General features: G+C 61.5%; 22 protein-coding genes. 9 read left to right on the top strand and 13 right to left on the bottom strand.

From position 1 onward, the window contains the following. The first annotated feature begins 50 nt into the window (after nt 1-50). The 3 genes from HZC36_01920 to HZC36_01910 all read left to right on the top strand — a co-directional run bounded on the left by HZC36_01920 (nt 51) and on the right by HZC36_01910 (nt 2,890). Entirely contained in the window at nt 51-908 is an 858-nt protein-coding gene (locus tag HZC36_01920) for a zinc metalloprotease HtpX (protein MBI5705724.1), read from the top strand. A gap of 58 nt (nt 909-966) precedes the next feature. Then, complete coding sequence (locus tag HZC36_01915) at nt 967-1,941, top strand: hypothetical protein (protein MBI5705723.1); 975 nt, start codon at nt 967-969, stop codon at nt 1,939-1,941. Nucleotides 1,942-2,050: 109 nt separating this feature from the next. Then, nucleotides 2,051-2,890, top strand: coding sequence for an N-acetylmuramic acid 6-phosphate etherase (locus tag HZC36_01910; GenBank protein MBI5705722.1), 840 nt, complete (start codon nt 2,051-2,053; stop codon nt 2,888-2,890). 165 nt (nt 2,891-3,055) lie between these two features. On the opposite strand, the gene HZC36_01905 is transcribed toward HZC36_01910, so the two are convergent. Beyond that, nucleotides 3,056-3,883: a mechanosensitive ion channel gene (locus tag HZC36_01905; GenBank protein MBI5705721.1), complete on the bottom strand. Its 828-nt coding sequence runs from the start codon at nt 3,881-3,883 to the stop codon at nt 3,056-3,058. 24 nt (nt 3,884-3,907) lie between these two features. Between HZC36_01905 and carA the strand changes: the two genes are divergently transcribed. Continuing rightward, nucleotides 3,908-5,098, top strand: a complete 1,191-nt coding sequence (gene carA / locus HZC36_01900) for a glutamine-hydrolyzing carbamoyl-phosphate synthase small subunit (protein MBI5705720.1) — start codon at nt 3,908-3,910, stop codon at nt 5,096-5,098. A gap of 138 nt (nt 5,099-5,236) precedes the next feature. Here carA and HZC36_01895 read toward each other — a convergent pair whose 3' ends face one another. Next, a complete protein-coding gene (locus tag HZC36_01895; protein MBI5705719.1) occupies nt 5,237-5,905 on the bottom strand; it encodes a PEP-CTERM sorting domain-containing protein in 669 nt (222 codons plus the stop codon). 222 nt (nt 5,906-6,127) lie between these two features. Between HZC36_01895 and carB the strand changes: the two genes are divergently transcribed. The 4 genes from carB to HZC36_01875 all read left to right on the top strand — a co-directional run bounded on the left by carB (nt 6,128) and on the right by HZC36_01875 (nt 11,492). Next, complete coding sequence (carB, locus tag HZC36_01890; protein ID MBI5705718.1) at nt 6,128-7,846, top strand: carbamoyl-phosphate synthase large subunit; 1,719 nt, start codon at nt 6,128-6,130, stop codon at nt 7,844-7,846. Between the two features lie 80 nt (nt 7,847-7,926). Continuing rightward, the gene (locus tag HZC36_01885) at nt 7,927-8,931 is read left to right on the top strand and encodes a hypothetical protein (protein ID MBI5705717.1); all 1,005 of its coding nucleotides are present in this window, start codon (nt 7,927-7,929) and stop codon (nt 8,929-8,931) included. Between the two features lie 98 nt (nt 8,932-9,029). Further along, nucleotides 9,030-9,593 (top strand): hypothetical protein, encoded by a 564-nt coding sequence (locus HZC36_01880; protein ID MBI5705716.1) that lies wholly within the window; start codon nt 9,030-9,032, stop codon nt 9,591-9,593. 117 nt (nt 9,594-9,710) lie between these two features. Further along, nucleotides 9,711-11,492 carry an ATP-grasp domain-containing protein gene (locus HZC36_01875; protein MBI5705715.1) on the top strand — a complete coding sequence of 594 codons (1,782 nt, stop codon included), beginning with the start codon at nt 9,711-9,713 and terminating at the stop codon, nt 11,490-11,492. Here the strand turns inward: HZC36_01875 and HZC36_01870 are convergent. Then, on the bottom strand, nt 11,489-13,741 hold the full coding sequence (locus tag HZC36_01870; GenBank protein MBI5705714.1) for a hypothetical protein: 2,253 nt from the start codon (nt 13,739-13,741) through the stop codon (nt 11,489-11,491). The genes HZC36_01875 and HZC36_01870 overlap by 4 nt on opposite strands. 31 nt (nt 13,742-13,772) lie before the next feature. Next, complete coding sequence (locus HZC36_01865; protein MBI5705713.1) at nt 13,773-14,540, bottom strand: VanZ family protein; 768 nt, start codon at nt 14,538-14,540, stop codon at nt 13,773-13,775. Nucleotides 14,541-14,622: 82 nt separating this feature from the next. Between HZC36_01865 and surE the strand changes: the two genes are divergently transcribed. Then, nucleotides 14,623-15,378: a 5'/3'-nucleotidase SurE gene (gene surE / locus HZC36_01860; protein ID MBI5705712.1), complete on the top strand. Its 756-nt coding sequence runs from the start codon at nt 14,623-14,625 to the stop codon at nt 15,376-15,378. Between the two features lie 119 nt (nt 15,379-15,497). Here the strand turns inward: surE and HZC36_01855 are convergent, their stop codons facing one another. From HZC36_01855 to HZC36_01815, 9 genes are all read right to left on the bottom strand, one after another. Then, on the bottom strand, nt 15,498-16,625 hold the full coding sequence (locus tag HZC36_01855) for a DUF1385 domain-containing protein (protein ID MBI5705711.1): 1,128 nt from the start codon (nt 16,623-16,625) through the stop codon (nt 15,498-15,500). A 679-nt stretch (nt 16,626-17,304) separates the two neighbouring features. Then, nucleotides 17,305-17,820 (bottom strand): DUF1579 family protein, encoded by a 516-nt coding sequence (locus tag HZC36_01850; GenBank protein MBI5705710.1) that lies wholly within the window; start codon nt 17,818-17,820, stop codon nt 17,305-17,307. 60 nt (nt 17,821-17,880) lie between these two features. Then, on the bottom strand, nt 17,881-18,549 hold the full coding sequence (locus HZC36_01845) for a TrkA family potassium uptake protein (GenBank protein MBI5705709.1): 669 nt from the start codon (nt 18,547-18,549) through the stop codon (nt 17,881-17,883). A 3-nt stretch (nt 18,550-18,552) separates the two neighbouring features. Further along, a complete protein-coding gene (locus HZC36_01840; GenBank protein MBI5705708.1) occupies nt 18,553-19,005 on the bottom strand; it encodes a TrkA family potassium uptake protein in 453 nt (150 codons plus the stop codon). Nucleotides 19,006-19,259: 254 nt separating this feature from the next. After that, complete coding sequence (locus HZC36_01835; GenBank protein MBI5705707.1) at nt 19,260-20,315, bottom strand: glycosyltransferase family 2 protein; 1,056 nt, start codon at nt 20,313-20,315, stop codon at nt 19,260-19,262. A gap of 32 nt (nt 20,316-20,347) precedes the next feature. After that, nucleotides 20,348-20,773: an arsenate reductase ArsC gene (locus HZC36_01830; GenBank protein ID MBI5705706.1), complete on the bottom strand. Its 426-nt coding sequence runs from the start codon at nt 20,771-20,773 to the stop codon at nt 20,348-20,350. Next, nucleotides 20,770-21,852 carry an ACR3 family arsenite efflux transporter gene (arsB, locus tag HZC36_01825; protein ID MBI5705705.1) on the bottom strand — a complete coding sequence of 361 codons (1,083 nt, stop codon included), beginning with the start codon at nt 21,850-21,852 and terminating at the stop codon, nt 20,770-20,772. Before arsB ends, HZC36_01830 begins: the two co-directional genes overlap by 4 nt. Beyond that, on the bottom strand, nt 21,849-22,763 hold the full coding sequence (locus HZC36_01820; GenBank protein ID MBI5705704.1) for an arsenite methyltransferase: 915 nt from the start codon (nt 22,761-22,763) through the stop codon (nt 21,849-21,851). The genes arsB and HZC36_01820 overlap by 4 nt, the downstream gene beginning before the upstream one ends. After that, nucleotides 22,760-23,125, bottom strand: coding sequence for a helix-turn-helix transcriptional regulator (locus HZC36_01815; GenBank protein ID MBI5705703.1), 366 nt, complete (start codon nt 23,123-23,125; stop codon nt 22,760-22,762). Before HZC36_01815 ends, HZC36_01820 begins: the two co-directional genes overlap by 4 nt. Nucleotides 23,126-23,228: the final 103 nt, after the last annotated feature.

The raw sequence follows: 23,228 nt of genomic DNA, 5'->3' as shown, positions 1-23,228 counted from the left end.
AGGTCGCAGGTCCACGGTCGCGGAAGCTCGGGTGTTCAAAAAGAGAAGATATGAGACTGTCAACTGTGACAACCGCAATCAAGGTCGGAGTGCTGATGGTGGCCCTGACCGCGCTCGTCGTTTGGCTTGGAAGCAAGTTTGGCGGAACGACCGGCGCCGTGCTGGCGTTTGGTGTCGCCGCGCTGATGAACCTTGGCACGTTCTGGTTCTCCAGCAACCTGGTGATCGCGATGACGCGCGCCAAGCCCGTCGAACCGGAGGAAGCCCCGGAGCTGTATGCAATGGTGCGGCGTCTGGCTTCCCGCGCGGGCATCCCGACTCCGAAGCTCTACGTCGTAGACGACCCGTCGCCGAATGCTTTTGCCACGGGCCGCAGCCCGAAGCACGGCGTCGTAGCGGTCAATACCGGACTCCTGGACATCCTCGACCAGCCGGAGGTCGAGGGCGTGATCGCACACGAGATGGCGCACATCAAACACCGCGACACCCTCACGATGGCGATCGTGGCCACGATCGCTGGCGCCGTCATGATGCTGGCCAACTTCCTTCGGTTCTTCTCGTTTTTTGGCGGAGGTGACGACCGCGAAGGCGGCAACCCGCTCGTGCTTCTGCTGGTCAGCATCGTGGCGCCGATCGCCGCGATCGCGGTGCAGATGACGATCTCCCGAGCGCGCGAGTTCGAAGCGGACCGCGAAGGCGCCGAGATCGCGGGCACACCGCACGGGCTGGCGAACGCGCTTCGAAAGCTTGAGCGCGGCGCCACGGCTATCCCGGGCCATATGCCGCCGCAGGCTGCGCACCTTTGCATTGTCAACCCGTTTGGCGGAGTCGGATCGGGGCTGTTGAACCTCTTCAGATCGCACCCCAGCACGGAGGAGCGAATCCGCCGTTTAGAGTCCTTGCGCTGATACCGCGAGCCCCTGTTCCCGAGTGAGTGCTGCGAATCGGGTAAACCGCCACCGTCAGATGGCCTTGATCCTTGGAATCGACGGTGGCGGCACTTCTTGCAGGGCGTGGGCTGCGGAGGTGGCCCCCGGGGCTACCAGCTCACCCCCAAGCTCATTCACGAACCAAAACGAGGAAGCGGCTGCAGCGCTACACGTGGTGTTTCGGGGTCAGTCCGGCGCTGCCAACGTCGCCACAACCCCTCGGCAACTCCTGAAGGACCATATCAGGAGGGCAACAGAGGGCTGCCCGACTCCCGATGCCGTCTGTGGATGCTTTGCCGGCCTTCTGACCGAAGATGATCGCCAAAGGGCCATCGCCTGCTTGTCCGACGCCTTCCCCGGTGCGCGATACTCCGCTTACCCCGACTATGCCGCTGCCCATTCGGCCTCGTATGCCGACGTGGCCCTGGTGGCGGGCACGGGCAGCGTCGTGTGCTCAAGGATAGGGGGCCGCTTCGTCAAGACGGGTGGCAGGGGCTACTTGCTGGGCGACGTCGGATCGGCCTTTCGATTCGGAAGAGAAGCGTTCTTGCACGGGCTCTTGGCCGGCAGGGAGCCATTGGAAAGAAGCGCGTTTGGAAGCGATGCGCCATCGCTGCAGACTATCGCTGCCATGGAGGCGCAGGCAATCGCCGCGATCTATCGAGCACCTTCGCCGGTCGCGGAATTGGCCAAGCACCTGGAGTCGTTCTCCAGGGACGTCAAAGCTGGGGAGCCCTATGCCCAGGCTTTTTTGGCGAGCGAGTCCAAAGCGCTCGCGCTTCAGCTCGCCGACCACTTGGCGCGATTCCACCCAGCCCTCGGCCGAGAAGAAGGGCGGCCCGTGTCGGTGGCCCTCGCAGGGGGCGTGTGGAAAAGTGGCCGTGTCTTTCAGGACGCACTGGAGCGCTCGTGGCAAGACTTCAATCTTGGCATTCAAGTATGCTTTGTGCCGTTCAAGAGTCCGCCCGTTGTGGGAGCCTTGCGTCTTGCTTGGGAGTTGCTGGGAGCTTGACACGCGAGTGGCAAGAGCCTTGCCCCGGTACCTCGCGACGATGCAAATCGACCTCTGAACGTAAAGATGAAGAGCATGCGCGGGACAACGGCGTCCCGCACCCGAATCCATGAGTACAGAGGCAAGAAACCCCCGCACCACCAAGCTTGACCACATGTCGGCGACCGAAATCGTCCGACTCATGAACCTAGAGGATCAGGCGATCCTTGCAGCGATCAAGTCCGCTGAGACCTCCATCGCGATCGCGGCGGAACGAATGGCCAAGGCCTACCAATCGGGGGGCCGCATCATCTACATCGGCGCGGGCACCAGCGGCAGAATCGCCAATGCCGATGCCGCCGAAATGCCTCCTACCTTCAGCGTCGATCCCGATCGGTTCGTCGCGGTCGTCGCGGGAGGAAGCAAGGCACAGACTTCGGCGATCGAGCGCGCGGAAGACGACGAGCATGCGGCCGTCGAAGCTCTGAACGAGGTCGGAATCACCCCGGACGATCTGGTGTTCGGCATCTCTGCCAGCGGAAAGACGCCCTTTACGGTAAGCGGCGTCCGGCATGCCCACCAAAAGGGCGCCTGGACCTGTGGCATAGCGAACACGCGCAATACGCCTCTGCTCAGAGCCGCTGACCACGCGATCTGCCTGCTCACAGGGCCCGAGGTGCTCACCGGGTCCACGCGCCTTAAGGCGGGGACGTCGCAGAAGATGGTGCTCAATGCGATCAGCACAGCAGCGATGGTGCTTTGTGGCAAGGTGGTCGAGAATTTAATGGTCGATGTGAAGGCCACCAATGCCAAGCTCCGCGAGCGCTGCGTTAAGATCGTTCACGACCTCACCACGCTTTCCACCGAGGAGGCGCAGCAGGCTCTGGAAAGGAACGGCTACAACATCCGCGAGGTCCTGGAGGCCGAAAGGTTGAGGTCGACGGCGCAAACCGGCGCGTGGGTGGACTAGCGCCCAGTGGCCCAGTCGCCTCGCACCCGTGCCCTGCCAAACCCTGTAGCCCAGGCGTCTCGCCTGGGTTGCTTTGCAGAGGCATTGCAGAGGACCACCGTGCCCAGTTGCGCCGGGCAAGCGCAGGCGTCTCGCCCGGGTTGCTCGACCGCAAGATCGGACATCTCACGTCGCCGCTAGCTCGATCCCATTCTCTCGGCAGGCCTCAAGGCACCGCGCCACTAGCCGGCTGGAAAGAACCCCTGGGCTGGAGACATGCTCAGAAGTCCAAACTGAAACGTCCCAATCCGCCCCCGCGGCGCGAACGCCTTTGATCGCAACGCTCGGCTTTGGATCGTTGAGGACGCCCGGGCAGCCGGCGACAGCCTCCAAAAGCACTCTCTGACATTGCTCGGTTTCGTGCTTGTGCGAGAGCGGCATCGCCACCGTGATGCGCCTGAGGGCGCGTTTCCGGGTCCAGTTGATCACCTTGCCGTTCAGCAGTTGAGAGTTCGGAACGATCATCTCCCCGTCGTCCGGCGTACGGATCAGAGTGGAGTAGAACCCGATATCCTCGACCGAGCCCTCGTGCCCGTCATAGGTTAGCCAGTCCCCTGTTCTCACCGACCTTCCCGTCAGCAGCAGGATTCCGGAAAGGAAGTTCTGGGCGATCTGCTGCAGGCCGAGACCGATGCCGAGGCCGATCGCACCGCTGAAGACGGCCAGATTCTGGATCGGCATGCCCGCCGCGTTAAGGGCCACCAGAACGCCGATGATCAGCGAAACATAGTAAACGACCGTCGCGATGGCTCGATGAGTGGCCTCGTCGATATGGGGATGGCGCTTGAGGCCCCTACGAACTCCACGGCGGATCCACTTTGCGAGAAGAATGGCGAGAACCGGATAGAGAACCAGCCGGATCATCACGAAAGCGGTTAGGTCCCATTCTCCCAAGTGGAAGAAGGGCCGATTCAGCCATTCGGCCAGGTCGTCGAAGACAGCAAGGTGCGGCATCCTGTTCGCGACAAGTTCTACCCCATGGCCCCTCGGTATAATCCTCCGGGTTCCAAGGGTGTTCGAGACGGTGCTGTCGCGCGCCTCCTGGCCCAAGGCGAAACATTGACGGCGCATCTTGTCCTTAGCGATGGCACGACCTATACCGGCTCCGCGCTTGGAGCCCAGGGGGAGACCAGCGGGGAGGTCGTCTTCAATACGGGGATGACCGGCTATCAGGAGATCCTGACCGACCCGAGTTACGCCGGCCAGATGGTGATGCTCACCTATCCTTTGATCGGCAACTACGGGATCAATGAGGACGATTTCGAATCCGATAGGGTCCAGCCAACGGGTTTCATTGTCAAAGAGGCCTGCGATTCGCCCAGCAACTGGCGCTCCACGAAATCGCCCAACCAGATCATGATCGAGCGGGGGCTGGTGGGGATTCAAGGCATCGACACGCGCGCCGTCACCAAACGAATTCGCTCGGGCGGAGTCTCGATGGGTTGCATCACCAACGGCCCACCGGCTCTGGCAATCCAGCGCCTTCGGGAGACACAGGCTTACGACGACACCGACTTCGTCTACAAAGTGAGCACCAAGGCCCCCTACAAGTGGGGCGCTTCCGGCAAGGAATCGGTGGAAGCCCAGGACGACGAGAGCCGCATTCGGCTCGTGGTCATCGATTGCGGGCTGAAGTTCAACATCCTCAGGCGGTTCTGGAGGGCAGGGTGCCGTCCGATTGTGCTTCCGGCGACAGTGTCCGCAGAGGAGGTCCTGGCCTGGGAGCCAGACGGCGTCGTGCTTTCGCCGGGCCCGGGCGACCCAGCACGGCTGGGCGGAGTTGTGGAGACCGTACGAGACCTTCTGGGCAAAAGACCGATGTTCGGCATCTGTCTCGGCAATCAATTGCTTTGCCAAGCTATCGGTGGGAAGACGTTCAAGCTCAAGTTCGGCCATCGAGGCTCGAACCACCCGGTTCAGGACCTGAAGACCCGGGTTGTGACGATCACCTCGCAGAACCACGGCTATGCCGTCGATCCCGACTCGCTCTCAGGCAGCGGGGGCAGGGTGACCCAGGTCAACCTCAATGACGGAACCGTCGAGGGCATCGAAGTCCCGGAGGCATGGGCATCGAGCATCCAGTACCATCCTGAGGCGGCGCCAGGGCCCTGGGATTCCAGGCCCTATTTCGACGAGTTCGTCGAACGGGTCAAGCAGTTCAAGGCTTAGGCTCGAGGCCCCGGGAGCCAGGAGCCAAAAAAACGGCGCGGGGGAGCCTCCGCGATGAATCTCTCGCAGAGGATCTCCCCCAGGCACAACCTCACCGGAATTTGCGCGGCGCCGTGCTTGGTCTTGCTGATGAAGCTGTTAGCGTCGTCGTTTTCGCAGCAGGGCGGCAGCGCCAAGGCCGATGACGGCCAAGGTGCCGGGCTCGGGAGCAACTCCCACGTTGCCGAAGCTCAGATCGTCGATCACGAAGCCGTCCGAACCGCTGTCGTAGAAGTCCACTCGATGAACGCTGCCGCTGGTGAAACCGAGCACGTCCACGTAGCTGTGCAGCGCAACCGTCTCGATCAGGTTGTTGTACTGGTCGTACGATCTCACGATCACTCGGTCGGTCGGCACGCTGTTCTGATCGCTGATGCTGAAGTTGATGTCTCCACCATTGACCACTGCCGCTTCGCTCGAGTTCGTGGGATTCCAGAACGTGAGCCTAAGAATCGCGCCGGCGCCAACGTACGGGGGAGTCGTGTTCACCGCTAGAAACTCGCCCCAGCCCAGAGCGCTGGTGCCCGTGCAGAAACTGGAGTTCGTGACATACGCCGCGCCATTCGACACTTCAAACAGTGCGCCTGCGCTAATGAACTGGTTCGTCAGATTCGTTCCTTTCGGGCTACCGGCGAACCACGGGTCGGGTCCCCAACCGGGGGTCAAGCCGACTTCACTGAAGTTGATCGTGGTGCTGGCAAAAGCAGCCCCAACCATTCCAAGACCAAGCGCGGCAAACGCGCCGGCCATCATAGACCTTCTCATCATATTCCTCCGAAACAAACAAGTAGATTGGTGCCTATTGGCACCGCCCGAACTGCCAAGCCAGTTAGGGCTGTGATCATTGTATGACAAGGTCTGTGCTATTTCAGCCCAAATGCCGCCGCTGAGGTCAAAACCTGGCATTTTGAACTGGGGATTGGCGCGACTTCTGGCATTTTTGCCGGTCACACATGGATTGAACTCCGTTCGGTACACTCCTCTCCCGGCATGAAAGTCCTCGTGATCGGTTCTGGCCCTATCGTCATCGGCCAGGCTGCCGAGTTCGACTATGCCGGCGCACAAGCCTGTCGATCGCTCAAGGAAGAGGGCTGCGAAGTCGTTCTGATCAACAGCAACCCCGCGACGATCATGACCGACCCGGAAATGGCGGATGCGCTTTACATCGAACCGCTTACGCCTGAGTTCTGCGAGCGCGTGATCGCCCGGGAGCGTCCCGACGCTCTGCTTCCTACCTTGGGCGGACAGACGGGACTTAACCTTGCGACCAAGATCGCGGAGCTTGGAATCCTCGAAAAGTACGGAGTCAAGCTATTGGGCACGCCGCTTTCCGCCATCCGCAAGGCCGAGGACCGCGAGGAGTTTCGAAAGCTCATGCGGGAGATTCGCGAGCCGGTGCCCGAGAGCTTCATCATCGAATCGCCCGAACAGCTCAAGGCCATCCTTGATACGAAGGTCCCAGACGACAGCGGACGCCTGATCGACTTCCCTTACCCGCGCATCGTCAGGCCGGCCTATACGCTTGGAGGCACCGGCGGCGGAATCGCCCACAACCCCGACGAGCTATGGGAGATCGGCCGCAAGGGCCTGGCCCTCTCGATGCGCAGCCAAGTGATGATCGAGCGCTCACTCCTAGGGTGGAAGGAGATTGAGTACGAGGTGATGCGTGATGGCGCGGGCAACTGCATCACCGTCTGCAACATGGAGAACTTCGACCCCATGGGGGTTCACACGGGGGACAGCATCGTGATCGCCCCGAGCCAGACTCTGAGCGATCTCGAATACCACATGCTCCGCACGGCCTCCCTGAAGATCATTCGGGCGCTTGGGATCGAAGGAGGCTGCAACGTTCAGCTTGCGGTGAACCCGGAGAGTTTCGACTACTACGTGATCGAGGTCAACCCGCGCGTATCGCGCTCCTCGGCGCTCGCTTCGAAAGCCACGGGGTATCCGATTGCCCGGGTCGCAGCCAAGATCGCAATCGGCAAGACGCTGGACGAGATTGAAAACCAGGTGACAAAGACCACGAAGGCCTGCTTTGAACCCGCGCTCGACTATTGCGTCGTCAAAATTCCCCGCTGGCCGTTCGACAAATTCCGTTCTGGGGATCGCACTCTCTTCACTCAGATGAAAGCCACGGGCGAGGTCATGGCGATCGACCGGAGCTTCGAGGCGGCGCTGCTGAAAGCCATCCGGGGTCTGGAAGTGAGGCAGAAAGACCTGCGGCATGCCGGCTTCATGCACATTGACGACGAGGCGCTGAACGCTGCCATCCGCATCCCCACCGACGAACGGCTTTGGGCCGTGTGCGAGGGCCTGCGCCGAGGCTGGTCTGTGGACGAAATCAACCGCATCAGCCGCATCGACAAGTGGTTCCTCACCAAGCTCCAAGGCCTGGTGAACCTAGAAGCCCGACTAAGCTCAGCGGGAAAGGCGCGCGAGGCTCAGGGCAGGGAAGGGATCGCCCTCTCGAACCTGATTTTTGAGGCCTTCGAGACCGGTTTCTCCTCGCCGACCATCCTCAGCTTGATGGCCGCGGATGGCGAAGAGGACGACTTTGCGCGGTTCGTGCGGACCGAAGTGCAGCGTCTCAAGGTCATGCCGGTGTTCAAGATGGTGGACACGTGCAGCGCAGAATTCGAGTCCGCCACACCCTACTATTACGGCACCTTCGAGCAAGAGGACGATGGCCGGCCGGCCGTCCTATAGGCCCCGCAACAACGCAAGGTCCCAGCACTTTGTGCGACGCTCACGACTCTTGCACGTCCGTTTCCGATGAGAACCCTCCAATGAACCCTATCCTGACTTCCATCCTTCTCCTCGCCATCAGCCCCGCCCACGGCCAGACTCCCGGCCCTGGCACCGTGAGCAAGTTCAAACTTGCCTTCGCAGGGCGAAAGAGCAATTACCCCTCGGAAAAGCCGGACCCTGCGATCCAGCGGTGTATGGCGATCCTGGCTCACGAGGCTAAGGCGAAACTCATGGCGCAATCAGCCGACGAGTTCGCGATCGGGGAGTTCTTGCTGCCTTTCCTGAAAGCCACGGGCAACGAGAGCTATCTCGCAACCGACTACCGCGTCATGGATGTCAACCTCGCCGACCGCGAAGGTTTGAAAGCGGTGTCCGTCACGATGGGCGCGGTCTCAAGGGTGTTTGTTTGGCGTGATGGAAAGGCCATCGCGATGCCGCAGCGGTTGAGCTGGCTCTTCGGCTTCGAGGCTCATCCTTACTTCGCGGACTGTGGCGCGATGGTGATGAACTGCACAAGCGTTCAGGACGCCGGAATGCGTTTCGGGACGCGTGCCATGTCCATCGCTTTGGGCCCAGGCAGAGCGCATGTCACAGGTGATGTGATGGGTGAGTGGCTGCTGGAAGAGGAGGAGGCGCCTTCACCTTTTGAAATCCAAGGCGACAGACTGACGCTCAAGTCCCTTGACAGCCCCCAAGCGGTCATCGTCGGTAGCTCGGACAAGGTGTTCGAGCGCACCGAGGTCTACGCCGTTTCCATGCAAGGGCTGAAGCGACTCTCGGTTTCCCTATCCATGCCCTACCTTCGGGCTGCAGATGCATGGATGGCTGCCGCCATGAAGGCAAGACCAGGAACGAACGAGCAGCGGGCATTTGTAAGGGACTATGGACGAGAGCCCCTCATGGCCTTCGGAATTGCCGAGCAAGCCGATCCAAGCGGCGCTTCGGCAACACTCTCCACAGAGGCCGGCCAGTTCACGTTCTTCCTCAAGAAGTCGGGATCGCACATCGAGGTCCGGGGGTTCAAGTTCGAACGAATCAAGTGAGTTTTTTGCGGAGGGCGTAACATCCAAAGTCTACAAGAGCGTATAGAATTGCATCAGGCGCAGAGGTAACGCGCCGAGGTAACGCTGGGAGGAATCTGATGCGCAAAGCAGCAATCGTTGGAATCGTGACCCTTTCCGTCGCCGTGTTCGCCCTCACCGGGGCCATCAACGGCGGACCAAAGTCCGGCCTTCAGCCAGGCGAGTTCGCTCCGGCCTTCGACCCCCGCCACGTAAGCGGCCCAGATGCCGGCACCGACACCTGCCCAGTGTGCAAGTATGGGGCGCGGCCGGCCGTCCAGGTTTGGCTCAGCCCGCAGTCCCAGGGCGACGCCGAGAAGTTCGCTGCAGCGATCGATTCAGCCATTGTCGCCCATAAAGACAAGGACATGAAGGGCTTCGTTGTGATGCTCACCATGTGCGGCAACTGCGTGGAGGGCGCGGAAAAGGTCGGCAAGGCCACCAAGCTCAAGAACGTGGCGATCACGCATCTCTCAACCAAAGACCAGGGCGTAAGCGGTTACAAGATCAACCTCGACAAAGAGGTTAAGAACACCGTGATGGTCTACAAGGATCGCAAGATCAGCAAGACCTTTGTGAACCTCACCCCCGACAAAGAAGGGCTGGCACAGCTCCGAGCCGCGATCGACGCGGTGGCCAAGTAAGGCTTACTGTCCGCTTGCTCTTCTATAAGGTCCCGGCCTTCGTGCCGGGGCCGTTTTTGTTGGTTTGCCCGTGCCTCTGGCGGCAATTGCCCTGACTCAGCCACAATCTGCACTTGAATGCAGTCCACCGTTCTCGTTCTTGGTTCCGGCCCGATTAGAATCGGCCAAGGCATCGAGTTCGACTATTCGTGCGTGCACTGCGTCTGGGCTCTGGAGCAGATGGGCTACCGAGCAGTGCTCATCAACAACAATCCCGAGACGGTTTCCACCGACTTCGACACGTCCGACGGCCTGTACTTCGAGCCGGTGACCCTGGAAGACGTCCTCGACGTGATCGGGCATCAATCTAGCTTCATGGGCGCGGTGGTTCAGTTCGGGGGACAGACCGCCATCAACCTCGCCCAGGGCCTACGCGATTCCGGCATCAAGGTGCTCGGCACCTCCCCAACCTCGATCGCCGCCGCGGAGGACCGAGACCTCTTCGAGAAGCTCTTGAGCGAGCTCGAGATTCCCAAGCCCCCGGGACGAGCCGTTCGGTCGCTCCAAGCCGCGCGCGAAGTGGCTGAGGAAGTGGGCTATCCGGTTCTGGTGCGCCCCAGCTTCGTCCTCGGCGGGCGGGCCATGGAAATCGTCTGGAGCGAGGACCAGCTAGAGGAGTTTTATGGGGAAGCGGAGGCCGCCAACCCCGGCCAACCGGTCCTGGTTGACAAGTACTTCATGGGCGCCGAGGCCGAAGTGGACGTCATCTCGGACGGGGAGGACACGCTGGTGCCGGGCATCATGGAGCACATCGAGCGCGCGGGCGTGCACAGCGGCGACTCGATGGCCGTGTATCCGGCGATTACGCTCAGCGAGCACGTCCAAGCGCAGATGGTGGTGTTCGCCTGCAAGATCGCGCGGTCGCTCCAGGTCAAGGGACTGATGAATATCCAGTTCGTGATCGTGGATGAGACCGCCTATGTGCTCGAGGTCAACCCAAGGGGCTCGCGCACAATTCCCTACATCTCCAAAGTCACCGGCATTCCGATGGTGGACATCGCGACTCGCTGTATGATGGGAGAAAGGCTCAAAGACTTGGGCTATTCCAGCGGGCTATGGGTTTTGGAGAAGGGACGGAGGGACAGCGGGACGGAGGGACAGGTCGAGACCGTAGTCGCAGGATCCTTGCCTGAGCAACACGGGACGGAGGGACGAAGGAACGTAGGGACTTCGGACCCGAGAGCCTCAACCCGGCCCAAAGCCAAGGGCCGCATATTGCCTGAGTCCGAGTTCTATCAGGCCGTGTCGTTTCGTCCTTCGGTCCCTTTGTCCCTGATTCCCACCCCCGTACTCTACGCGGTCAAAGCGCCGGTCTTCTCCTTCCAGAAGTTGACCAAGGTCGAGCCGAGCCTTGGGCCCGAAATGAAGTCCACCGGCGAGATCCTTGGCCTCGACAACACCTTCGAAGGCGCGCTCTACAAGGCGCTCATCGCGGCAGGGATCACGTTCAAGGGCAAGGGGCACGTGCTCCTGACGGTGCAGGACCCCGACAAGGCCGACGCCGTCGAGATCGCGCGCAGGCTGAAAGCCTGCGGCTACAGCATCGCGGCGACGGGCGGAACCCATGACGCCCTGAAGGAAGCCGGCATCGAAAGCCGGTGGATGATGAAGATCAGCGAAGGCGAACCCAACCTCTTGACCCACATTTTGGGCGGCGAAGTGAGCCTGATGATCAACACGCCCGGCACCGACGCGAAGGCGGAACGCGAAGCCGCGCAGATCCGCAGGGCCTGCATCGAGACCGGCATCGCCTGCATCACGAACATTGACACGGCGAAGGCGCTCGCCACCGCGCTGGACGTCTATCAAGACCCCAGCAAAGCCAGCTGCAAGCGGCTGGAAGAGTATTTCCTGGGCTAGCCCTTCGGCGGGATCACTTCCCGACCACCCAAACCGAACGGAAGCGGGTTCTTCTTGAACTCCGCCACCTTCTCGGCGATTTTCGCCTTTAGGGCTTCCGGCAGGTTGTCCATTTTGGTCACCGGGGCGTTCTTGTCCACGAAGTCGTCGTTCAGAACCTTGGTGAAGGTCACCCCCGGCGCGACCGTGAACTTGAATGTGTAGGTCTTTCGCGTCCCGAGCCTCAGACCATCCAGCTTGGGCATCATTTCGCCGGCCTGGGCGAACATCGGGTCGCTCTTCATCCATTCGAACATCGCCAGCTCGTCAGCGCCCAGCACCGCGATCATCTGGCCCATCACCCCGCCACCCACCGGTTTGCCCACGATGTCGTCCGAGATCGTTGCCGTAACAAGGCCGCCGTTGGGCAGCCCGCTCGGCATGGCCTCGGTGGGCTCCTCGCGGTAGTCCCCGGTCTGACGAGGCAAGAACGCGGAGGCGAGCGCCAGGATTCCTGGGAGCTTGTTCTGCTTGCTTTGACCCTCAACCTCCAGTCGCGCCTCCGCGCCAAAGGAGAGCTTGGCCAAGTGGGTCTTTTGGGTTGGAATGAACTGGCCGAAAGTGAGGACATTCCCGCTAGCGAGCGTCTGCTTTTGCGTGAGCCCGAGCGTGCCGTAGAGGCGCAGCATGTTCCAGTCGAGCATGCCCATCATCCCGTTCTGCATGGCGTTGGAGGCAAAGAGCATCACGTACACCATGGAGATCGGCTCATCCATCGGCGGCCGAGACGTCATGGCGTACGCCGCCAGGTCGTCCAGGGTGGCCGCCCCCTTGGATCTCGCCGCGGCGATCAGCCGCGCCAGTGCCACGCGGTCTTGGCGCTCTCGCCGCGCCTTCTCAGGGTTGTCAGGCCAGACGGTGGCCCACCCATCCTTGAACTCCGCTTTCGTCGAGCCCTCCATCAGTTCGCCGAGGACGCCGTTCGCGGTGGTCGGACCCTCCTGCATCATGTCGTACATAGACATCAGGTCGTCGGGCAGGTTCGCGACCAAATTCCAGCCTTTGGCCTTGGCAGCCGCCATGATGGCCTCACCAGGTCCGAGCGAAAGCGGCTCTACCACGTCGGGCCGTGCGAACTTCTCCAAGAGAGAATCTGGAATCTTCCGCTCGGATTCGGCTCCACCCGAGGTCAGGCTTCCGAATGCCTTCCGAAGATCCATGGTCTCCTGGCTGAGCTGGATCGGCTTGTCTTCGCCGGGGACCACCGGCTTCTTGGGCGCATCGCCCTGCTGGCCTCCCACCTGATTTCGGGCGAACTCCATCGCGTCGGCCATGTAGCCGCCATCCGAGAGGGAAAGCACCGTCGTCCCGCTGAGCACGACCTTGCCACCCTCGCCATAGAGCCGAAGCTCCACGTTCAGCCCGAATCCCAACGATTCCCGGCTGGCGACGAGAAGCGCTTTGGCGGGCCGCTCGGTAATCGGCTTGTCCGATTTGTCCCCTCCAAAGAGCGATTCGTAGAACTCTCGAAGCTGCTTCTCTTCGGCCGTCTCGGCTTCTTTCTCCTCGTTGGCCCTCGCTGCGGCGCTCTTGTTGTGCTCGGCGATCAGTTCGGCAAAGACGGGCCCCAAGTTGTTGGGGAGCGGCCTTTGCATGAATGTCGGCGCGGTCGAAAAGACGATCCGATCGCCCTGCTCCAGGCCCGCCAACAGCGAGAGGTCGATGACGGGCAGGATGCGGCTGATCGCCTTGCCCACGTTCGCCGAGCCGCCCATCATCCCGAAGCTCATGGTCTGGGCCATCACCTCGACGTCCTCGTCGCTCTGACCCCCCTTGCCGGCGTTGCCTGGCTGCGGGTTGTACTGCTGGACCAGGCCCTTCACGCCCTCCCGAATCTCCTGCAGCCGCTGCGCGCGTTCTTCAAGGGCCTCGCGGCGCTGTTTCGCGCCATTGGGATAGAGAGTGAACTTGTCGTCGTTCTTTTGCCACTCGCCGCTCGTGACCTGGGCGATTCGCGACATTACGTCGCGCAGGGCCGTCTCCTTAGTCCGGATCGCCAATACCGGACTCAGCATCTGGTTCGAGACTTCCAGGCTCACGCCAGCGCTTTCGCTGAGACGCAGAATCGCCGTCTTGGCACCAGCGGCGTTCAATTCAACGCTGACCTTGACGTCGAGCTTGGGATCGCTGAGCACAGTGCCTTGGCCTATTCGGCCTTCGGCGTTGGAGGGCGCGGCGATCAAGAGAAGAATAGCGGGCAAGAGCGGCATGGTTCGACCTCGGACTTGCGTCCATATTAGCTTACGTCGCCGAGGCCGTTCGGTTGCTTTCGGCTCTCTTTGCGATGAGAAAGGCGATCCACGAGAAGAATGCCGCGCCGCACATGTCGATTCCAACGTCCCAGGCCGAGCCGGTGCGCCCGATCGCCAGGAACTGCCTCGATTCGTCGAAGGCTCCCAGGAAAAGCGCCGTTCCCAGACCGAAGGCCGCACAGGTCTCTCGCCCCATCTTCGCGTGCCAGGCGGACCAGAATCCGCCGTATGCCGCGAGCCCGTAAAAGATGAAATGGACGCACTTCCGCCCGATGAAGACCACCTTCTTCGCCGTGGGCCAATCCCAATGAAAGGTGTCGATGAGCCAACGCACGACCGAACCCCCGGCGCCCGTAGAGCCGCTCAGCATGCCGATGATCAGCATCGCCGCCAGCACGAAAAGCAGCCAGTAGAGCACCTTCTTTTCCTTGCTCGGCCAAGCGCGAAGGAGAAGGAGGACGGAGACGACGAATGCGGCCGCAGCCAGAGGAAGGACCTTGTGCGAAAGCGAGCTCCCGGTAAGGGCCGGCCCTGTGGCGGAGTCTGTGACCTTCCAGAGCGCCCAGATTCCGGAGGCCTGTGAGAGTCCTGCGAGAAAGCCGTACCGCATGCTGCGAAGGGTCTGGAGCACCCCCATCCACACGATCAGCCCAGCCCCCATCAGCCAAGGAAGCGCCGAATAGGGGCGCCCGTCGACTTTCCAGAGCAGCCCCCACAGAACCAATCCGGGCACGACGGTTCGCAGATAGGCCAGCACGAGCAGATTAAACCTCCAACGCCCGGCGCCGGTTCCATTGGGCGCCGAGCCGGTAAGCTCTGAACCTCCACGGGCGACACTTATGCGGATTCTCATCACCAACGACGACGGCATCCGGGCCGACGGATTGCTTCATTTCGCCCACGCCGCCAGGCAGTTCGGAGAGGTGAAACTGGTCGCTCCCGATCGCGAGCGGAGCGCCTGTGCCCACGGCATGACCCTTCGCGAGCCCCTGCGCGTCAAGAAGGCCAGTATTGAGGACTTCGAGGCCTATGAGGTCAACGGGATGCCCGTGGACTGCGTGAACGTCGGCCTGACCATTGCCTACCCGGATGGTTGCGACCTGGTGCTCAGCGGCATCAACAACGGTCCCAATCTTGGGTTCGACGTCACCTACTCGGGCACCGTCGCCGGTGCGATGGAGGGCACGATCAACGGGATTTTCTCGATCTCGCTCAGCATGGCGATCTTCGTGCTCGACGCCCCCTACCACTTCGAGACGGGGACCCGATGGTTCAGCGAAAACCTTGAGATGCTGCTCGGTCTGCCCCGCAATCCACTGACGTTCCTGAACATCAACGTTCCGGCGATCGCCTATCCCGAGCTTCAAGGACACAAGATCGTGGGTATGGGGCAGAGGGTCTACCAGGACCGCGTGGAACGGCGCCTCGACCCCTGGGGCCGGCCCTACTACTGGCAGGGCGGCGCAGTGGTCATGGACGTGGAGCAGCCCGGCACCGATGTTCACGCCGTGACCAACGGCTTCGTCGCGGTCTCTCCCATTTCCCTCGACTGGACCGACCACGCGCTCCTCGGCCGGATGGGGGCAGCGCGCTAGCGAGGTGAAGGGACGTTGGGATGAGGAAATGGTGAGGGTTGTGGGAGTGGTGAGAACGGCGAAGAAGGTGGGGGTGGAGAGGCCATTACCCGTCCCGACCTCAACCCCTTAGGTCTTCCTCAGCTCGCTGCCGCAGCCTCAAACGCCATCTCGGTCGCGGGTGTTTCGGCTTGCGCCTTCAACGCCTGCTCGGCTTCCACGACGGCCTTCAACGAGGCCAGCGCCACCTGAATTTGCGATTCATCCGGCTCGCGCGTGGTGATGAGCTGCGTCCAGAGCCCGGGCCTCAAGAGCGCCATCACCAAGGTGCTGTTGCGCATCCGGCCCGCAAAGCGGATGATTTCGTAGCTGATTCCCGCAATGATCGGCAACACGGGAATCTCGACCAGAACGCGGGCTATTGAGGTGAGCACCAGACTCCCAGCAATCTCGGGCTTTGGCATAAAGGTGAAGATGATCGCCCCGACGATCAGCACGATCACCATGAAGCTGGTGCCGCATCGCGGGTGAAGCCGTGTCTGTAGCTTGCAGTTCTCGATGGTCAGTTCTTGCTCGGCCTCAAGGGTGTTGATCGCCTTGTGCTCCGCGCCGTGGAACTGAAAGACACGCTTGATGTCCGGTAGCTGGGAGATTAGGATCACATAGCCAAAGAAGAAAGTGAACTTGACGGCCTCCGTGACCAGGTTGATGTGGATCGGGTTGGAGACGCCCCGGCCCTTCATGGAGGCAGCGATCAGATTCGGCAAGTAATGGAATAGCCCAAAAGCGAAGACCAGACTGACCAGAATGGTCACGCCGACGATCGTGCCCTGGATCTTGTCGTTGGCCTTGGCAACTTGGTGGTCTTGAGGCGCTGGAGCTGAGCCTGCGGCGGCTTCGGTACCCGTACCCGTGGCTATGACGGCTTCCGCCGGCAAGGACTCCGCGGCCGCCGCGGCCTTGGCTTTTTCAGCCGCAGCCTTCGGGTTGTTGTACTCCTCGTACTTGGGGTCGAGGAGGACCTTGGAAGCGAATTTCATCGCCCGGACGCCAAGGGTCATCGCGTCGAGAAGGGCCCAGGTGCCCCTCAGAAACGGCTTGAAGAGCCATTTCTGACGTCCGATCCAGGTCTTTTCGATCGGCTCGCACTGGAGGATGATCTCGCCGTCAGGCGCCATGACCGCGACGGCCACATGGCGCGGGGAGCGCATCATGACCCCTTCGATGATGGCTTGCCCGCCATATTGCAGATATTCGCCGGTCGGCACTTCGGGAGTATACCGGGGGGCGTTTTTGGGGCTGGGTGAGTTGCTCATGTGCGGTTTGTGGAGGGCCTTGCGGTTGTGGCGGCGCCATCGTCTGGGTGTGGGTGGCCAAGCACCTTCACCCCAACCTTTGGTAACATCGCCGGGTTCCCGGGAATTGCTGCGAAAGCGGAAATCCCCTAAGGAACTTTTTCGGACGATTCCCGTCTAATCAAGAGTCAGCGGTACCTCGGAGGTGGCCATGCCTGAATCAACGCAGGCGGGGTTGCAGCTCACCGAGGAGGAGGCGTACTCGTTGCTGGTCATGTGTCTCATGAGCCCGCACGGGATCGACCCCACCACGGAATCGGCACTGCGGAAACTGGCTGAATACTGCGCAACGCAAAGCAATCATAGAAAACATCCCTCGATACATCTTTTCGAGGCCGAAAGTCCGCAGGCAGGGCTGAAAGAGGCAGGATCCTGAAGAGGCTCCTGCCTCCCCGCTTTTTGGGGGGCCTCCGTCGCCTGATGGCCGAGGGGACAAGGCAGACTGAGTGTCTGCCCTAGGAGAAACTGAGGAAGGCGAAGCGCGAAGTGCGATGGGCGAATGGAGATGAGCTAAGGGTGATCGCAGCCTTTGTCCCTCTGTCCCTCTGTCCCTTTGTCTCTCAGTCCCTTTGTCCCTTGGTCCCTCTATCTGTCAATCCTTCACGTACTTTGCCACGGTGCGAGGCTCGAACTTGTCGCCGACCTTGACCTGGAGTTCCGCGTCGATTTCCTTCTCGTTCTTTGGGCGGTACACGATCCGAAGCACCTGGGCATTGGAGGCGGTTTCCGACTGGGTGAGCACCAGATTCGAGCCCTCAAAGTCCCCTGAGAACACGATCGGCCTCCCAGAACCGTTCGTGAACCAGTAAGTGGTGTATTTCTTCTCGCGGGCGTCGTAGCCCATCAGGATGTGGTTGTGCCGCGTTCCCGCGCCAGGAATCTCAAAGCTCTCGATGATCTGGAGCATCGTGCCTCCCACAGCCCATTCGTTCACGCCGTGAAGGGTGAATTCCACGTCCGGGGCCCCTGGGCGCTTGGCGGTTTCGGTCGAGGTCCATTTGCCGACCAGGAAGTTCAGCTTCTTAAGGGCTTCTGCGTGGGGACCGGATTGCGCGACGGCAAAGGGAAGAGAGGCAAACATCAGAATGAGAGCCAGAAGTTTTGTCATCGATGCACCGTAGCACATACGTTGCAGGCGGCCCAAACGGCGCCCGAAACGCTCCAAGCCTCAGTGCCGGATCGGCGCCATCAGCATTCGCAAGGACTCGGCGTGCTCTCTCGGCACGAGCGCCACCACCATGTCCCCGGCCTCAAACCGAGTGTCGCCGGTGACTCCGTGGCCCTGCTCCCCTCGCAGCACCCAGATCACATTGGTCTTGGGCGGCAGCTCCAGTTCCCGCAGCGACTTGCCTGCGACCGGCGAGCGCGAGCTGAGCTCGATCTCGACGATCTCATAGTTTCCGCGAGCCAACGCACCGACCGGCAACAGGGTGTCGGGTGAGATTTGCTGCTCAAGAAGGCTGTAGATGATGCTGGTCGCGCTGACGGTCTCGTCGATACCGGTCTTCCGGAACAGCTCTTCGTGGTCCGGGTCGTTCACGCGCGCGAGCACCCGCTCCACGTTCCATACCGACTTGGCCATCTGGCAGACGACCATGTTGTCCTCGTCTTCGCCGGTCACCGCCACCACGACATCGGCCCTCCCAAAGCCGGACACCTTCTGGGTGGCCATTTCACAGCCGTCGCCGACCATGACGTTCTCATCCCCGAGGATGTGGCGAAGCCGCTCCGATTGCTGGCTGTCCTTTTCGATCAGGAGCACTTCGTTGCCCGCGGCGTTCAGCCGCTTGGCCAACTGGAGCCCCACGTTGCCGCCCCCAACAAGAATCACATACATGGCCTAAACCTCGAGCTCCTTCGGTAGTCGGTTGTAGGTGTCGATCGTCTGATACGGGTTGTCCAGGAGCCAATCCAGCATCAGACCCGCGGAGAGCGAGCTTGGGTTCACGCAGAAGTAGCCGAGCTTGCGATAGGCGTCGGCGCGCAGGGGATCGGCGACCTTGACGCAGACCTTGGGGCAGTTGTAGCGGAGCTTTGCGATCTGCGCCGCCATGATGTTTGTGTTGTCTCCCCTGGTGAGCGCGAAAAACACATCGGCATTGGCGATCCCTGCGCGTTCAAGGACGTCGTAGTCCAGCCCGCTGCCGATAACGACCTCACAGCGATGCTGGGTGCCGAGCCTGGCAATCGCGGAGGAGTTTTGTTCCACGACGGTAACGTCGTGGCCCTGATTGCTGAGGGAGAGGGCAAGGTTCGAGCCCGTTCTTCCACAGCCGAAAACAACCACTTTCATAGAGCGGTGATGAGGATACCCGTCGGGGGGAGGGGGGGTGGTTGGTGGCTGGCTGGCTGGTTGGTGGTTGGTGAGGTTTTCAGGTGTTCGGGTGGGCAGGCATTGAGGCATTAGGGCATTGGAGCTTCAGGGCATTGGGCTATTGAACCTGTAGCACGGGCTGAATGCTTGGATGAGGCGCATGCTGCCGGTCCCCTCCCACCGCTCACCGTCAACTGTCAACCGCCCATCGTCGACCGCTCACCTTCCGCCGTTCACGCAGCCGCCTCCAGCTCCCGGACGATCGTTGCGACCACCTTGCTAGCGGTGCGTGGCTGTTGGGAGAGCTTGCTCGCCACCCATCCCGCGAACTCAACGTCCGAGGCCTGCTCGATCAGGTCGATCCATTCGCCGTTCAGCCGAATCCTAAAGGTCGAATCCGATGCTTCGCCGCTGAGCGGGCAATAGAGCTCGACGCCGTCCGGCGCCGTGAGCATCCCGGGCCACTCATCGAGCTTGTTCAAACGCCACTTTCGAAGGAACGCCTCGGCGTTGCGCTCGATGTTGGCCTTGTAGTCGATGTTGAGCTTCCTGAAGGTGGTGGAGCCGTGGTGGTGAAGGAACGCGCCTTCGGCGATCCAGAGCGAAAAGCCGGCCAGCCGGGCGCGCAGGTTGAAATCGTCGTCCTCGAAGTTGCCGACCCCAAAGCGCGGGTCGAACCCCCCGACAATCCCCAGAAGCTCTGGGTGGATGAGCAAGAAAAGCCCTCTGAGCTGAATCGCTTGGGTTGCGGCCTCGTGATGCTTGGCAAACCACTCCGTCGCCCGGGCTTCCATCTGTTCCGGGCTGGAGTAATCGCCGATGTGGCGCTGCTGGCCGCCGCTGATGTTGTTGGTGACGGGCGCGACCAGCCCGGGCCGCAGGCCCATCTCGTCCAATTCCTGAAGCGCCCCGACGAGCTCGGTGAGGCAGGTGCTTGCGGGCAGAACATCGTCGTTGGTGACCCCGTAGACTTCGATGTCGCCCCGCTCGCAAAGTGCCCCAAGGCCCGCATTGCACCCCTGCCCATAGCCGATGTTCTCGGTCCGTTCGTCGAGCAGGACCTTCCCAGGATGCTTGCCCGCGAACTCGCGGAGCGCCTTCAAATCCGGCTTTCCGGTTCCATTCGCAACCACAGCAAAGACGACGTCACCTGGGTAACTCCTGAAGAACGCCTCCATGGCCTGGCAAGCTTGCTCGGCGTTGTCCACGGTGGGCATTGCGAGGCCGACCTTGGGCCAGGTCTTCTCAGTGGGTTGCGCGGGGGCTGGGTTCTTGGGCTTCGGTGCCATTTGGTGCAATTTTCGGCACAGCGCGGCAAAACCTAAAGTGGTCTCTCAGGGTTTTTCTGCTGAATTTCGTCCAGCAGCTTTTCCATCCGCTCCCGAATCTGATCCCGTATGGCCTTGACCGCCTCGATGGGCTGGCCCGCCGGGTCGTCCAGCCCCCAATCCTCCGTCACCAAGAACCGCGCTGGGCACGCGTCGGCGTCGACTCCGCAACCCATCGAGATGATCCGATCGGCGGAGTCGGCAAGGGTCTGGTTCAGCTGCTTAGGATGTTGCCCCTCCATCGGAATCCCGATCTCCTCCATCGCCTGCACGGCTGCGGGGTTCAGCGAGCCCGCGCCCATCGTGCCCGCCGAAGTCGAGACGACGGCGATTCCGCGCCGGGCAGCAAGGTGGCGTAATAGTGCCTCCGCCATCTGTGAACGACCCGAGTTGTGGACGCAGACAAAGAGAACGGTCATGATTGTGTTCCTTGAGCCTCGGCAACAGCGCCGGGCCTCCACCCAAACCACTTGCGTCCCAGAGCGAGCGAGGCGTTGACCAGCAGGATGAGCGCAGGCACCTCGACGAGCGGGCCAACGACTGCCGCAAGCGCCTGGCCGCTGTGAATCCCGAAAACCGAGACGGCGACCGCTATTGCAAGCTCGAAGTTGTTGCCGCTTGCCGTAAAGGCGAGTGTAGCGGACCTTGGGTAGTCCGCACCAAACTTTCGAGCGAGGGCAAGACTCACGAAGAACATGATGGCGAAATAGGCTGCAAGGGGAAGCGCGATCCGCCCCACGTCGGCGGGAATGCTGAGAATCATGTTGCCCTTGAGGCTGAACATCACCACGATGGTCGCCAGAAGGGAAAGCAGCGCGAGCGGGCCGATCCTTGGCAAGAACCGACTGACGTACCACTCCTCCCCCTTGGTTCTGAGGGCGAGCGAGCGCGTCGCCATGCCGCCAAAGAAGGGAATGCCAAGGTAGATCAAAACCGAACCCGCGATCTGCCAGAAGCTGACCGGAACGGCAGCTCCCCTTAAGCCGAGCATGGGCGGCAGCGCCGTTACAAAGACCCACGCATAGACGCTGAAGAAGACCATCTGGAAGATGGAGTTCATCGCGACGAGACCGGCTGCGTATTCGCGGTCGCCGTCGGCGAGGTCGTTCCACACAAGCACCATCGCAATGCAGCGTGCCAGCCCCACTAGGATCAACCCGGACATGTACTCGGGCTTATCGGGGAGCAGCAGAACCGCCAACGTGAACATGAGCACCGGGCCGATCACCCAGTTCTGCACGAGCGACAGCGTTAGGAGTTTGCGGTTGGCGAAGACCTCCCGGAGCTTCTCGTAGCGGACCTTCGCAAGCGGCGGATACATCATCAGGATGAGCCCGATCGCCAGCGGCACGTTGGTGGTCCCGATCGAGGAGCCCTCGATCGATCGGGCGACGTCGGGCGCCAGTCTGCCGATCAGCAGGCCGGCGCCCATCGCCAGAAAGATCCAGAGGGTCAGGAACCTGTCGAGGAGGCCCAAACGCTTTCTGGAATCGCTCACGCGGAGGCTCCTGGCTTGGTGGCGCGGATGAACCCGCCGAAGATCTTGCCGTCGATCCGCATCTTCTCCTCATCGGAAAGCGCGGCGACGCCTTTTGGCGCCCAAGAGCCTTCAAAGTCGGAGAACCGATAGCGCCGCGTCGGCTCGATCGAGGCTTCCACAAACCCGGCGCCACTCAGCTTGTCCAGATACTCGCTCTTCTCAAGCGCGCCGGCGATGCACCCGACGTAGGACTCCATGTCGCGTCGCACGGTTTCGGGCAGTGCACCGTCCACGACGATGTCCGAAACCGCGAATCGCCCACCTGGCTTGAGCACGCGGAATGCCTCGCGCAGCACCGCGTCCTTATCTGCCGAGAGGTTGATCACGCAGTTGCTGATGATCACGTCTACAGAGTTGTCGGGCAGAGGTATCTCCTCGATGTGGCCTTTGAGGAACTCCACATTCTCGGCGCCTGCCCTCACCTTGTTCTGCTCGGCGAGGGCGAGCATCTCGTCGGTCATGTCGAGGCCGTAGGCGAATCCGTTGGGTCCGACGCGCTTGGCTGAGAGCAGCACGTCGATGCCGCCGCCGCTGCCCAGGTCAAGGACGGTTTCGCCGGGGGCGAGGGCCGCCAGTGCCGTCGGGTTGCCGCATCCCAGCGAGGCCAGGAGCGCTTCGTCGGGGATTTCGGAGGCCTCGACATCGGAGTAGAGGTTCTCAGTGATGGGGTCGTCGGAGTTGGAGCAGCAGGCGCCGGACCTAGAGGAGGTGCGCGTCTCGCCGCAGCAAACGTCGTCCTCGGAGCCGCAGCAGCTCGACGTCTTGCCTTGAAGAACGGCCAGGGCCGCCTCGCCATAGCGCTTCCGAACGAGCTCGCGAACGTCGTTTCGATCCAATAAGTTCTCTTGTGGCTTGGTCGTTGTGTTCATGATGGGGTTCCTTTCTGCACGGGGACTTCGCAGCTGATACAGCAGCTTGTGTTGGCCCTTGCCAGCTCCGAAACGGCTTCAGAGAGCTCGGCAAACCGGCCGAGCACCAATTGGCAGCGCATGGCTTTGCCGTGTCGCTCGATTACGATGAGCCCCGCCTCTTTGAGCTCGTGCAGATGATGGGAAATCGTGGAGTTGATCTTGTCGAGGCCAGTGATGTGGCAGCAAACCTCTCCGGCTGTCGGGGAGTAGACGTCCCCCCTTTCGTCTAGGTCAGCCTGCGAGCAGCAGCACGCCGCAAGGAACTGGACGATATGGAGCCGGGTCGGGTCCGCCAAGGCTTTCAGAGCTCGAACGGTCATTTCGAAATCCATCGAAATCAATGTACCACATGTTTCGACGAACTGCGAAATGAATGAGCAGAAGTCCTAGGACGAACGAAAAGAGGTACGCACACCTAGCTGG

Source organism: Armatimonadota bacterium (genome assembly GCA_016223145.1).
GTDB lineage: Bacteria > Armatimonadota > Fimbriimonadia > Fimbriimonadales > Fimbriimonadaceae > Nitrosymbiomonas.
The sequence above is the reverse complement of the archived record's forward strand: the minus strand, read 5'-3'. Positions and strand labels throughout refer to the sequence as shown.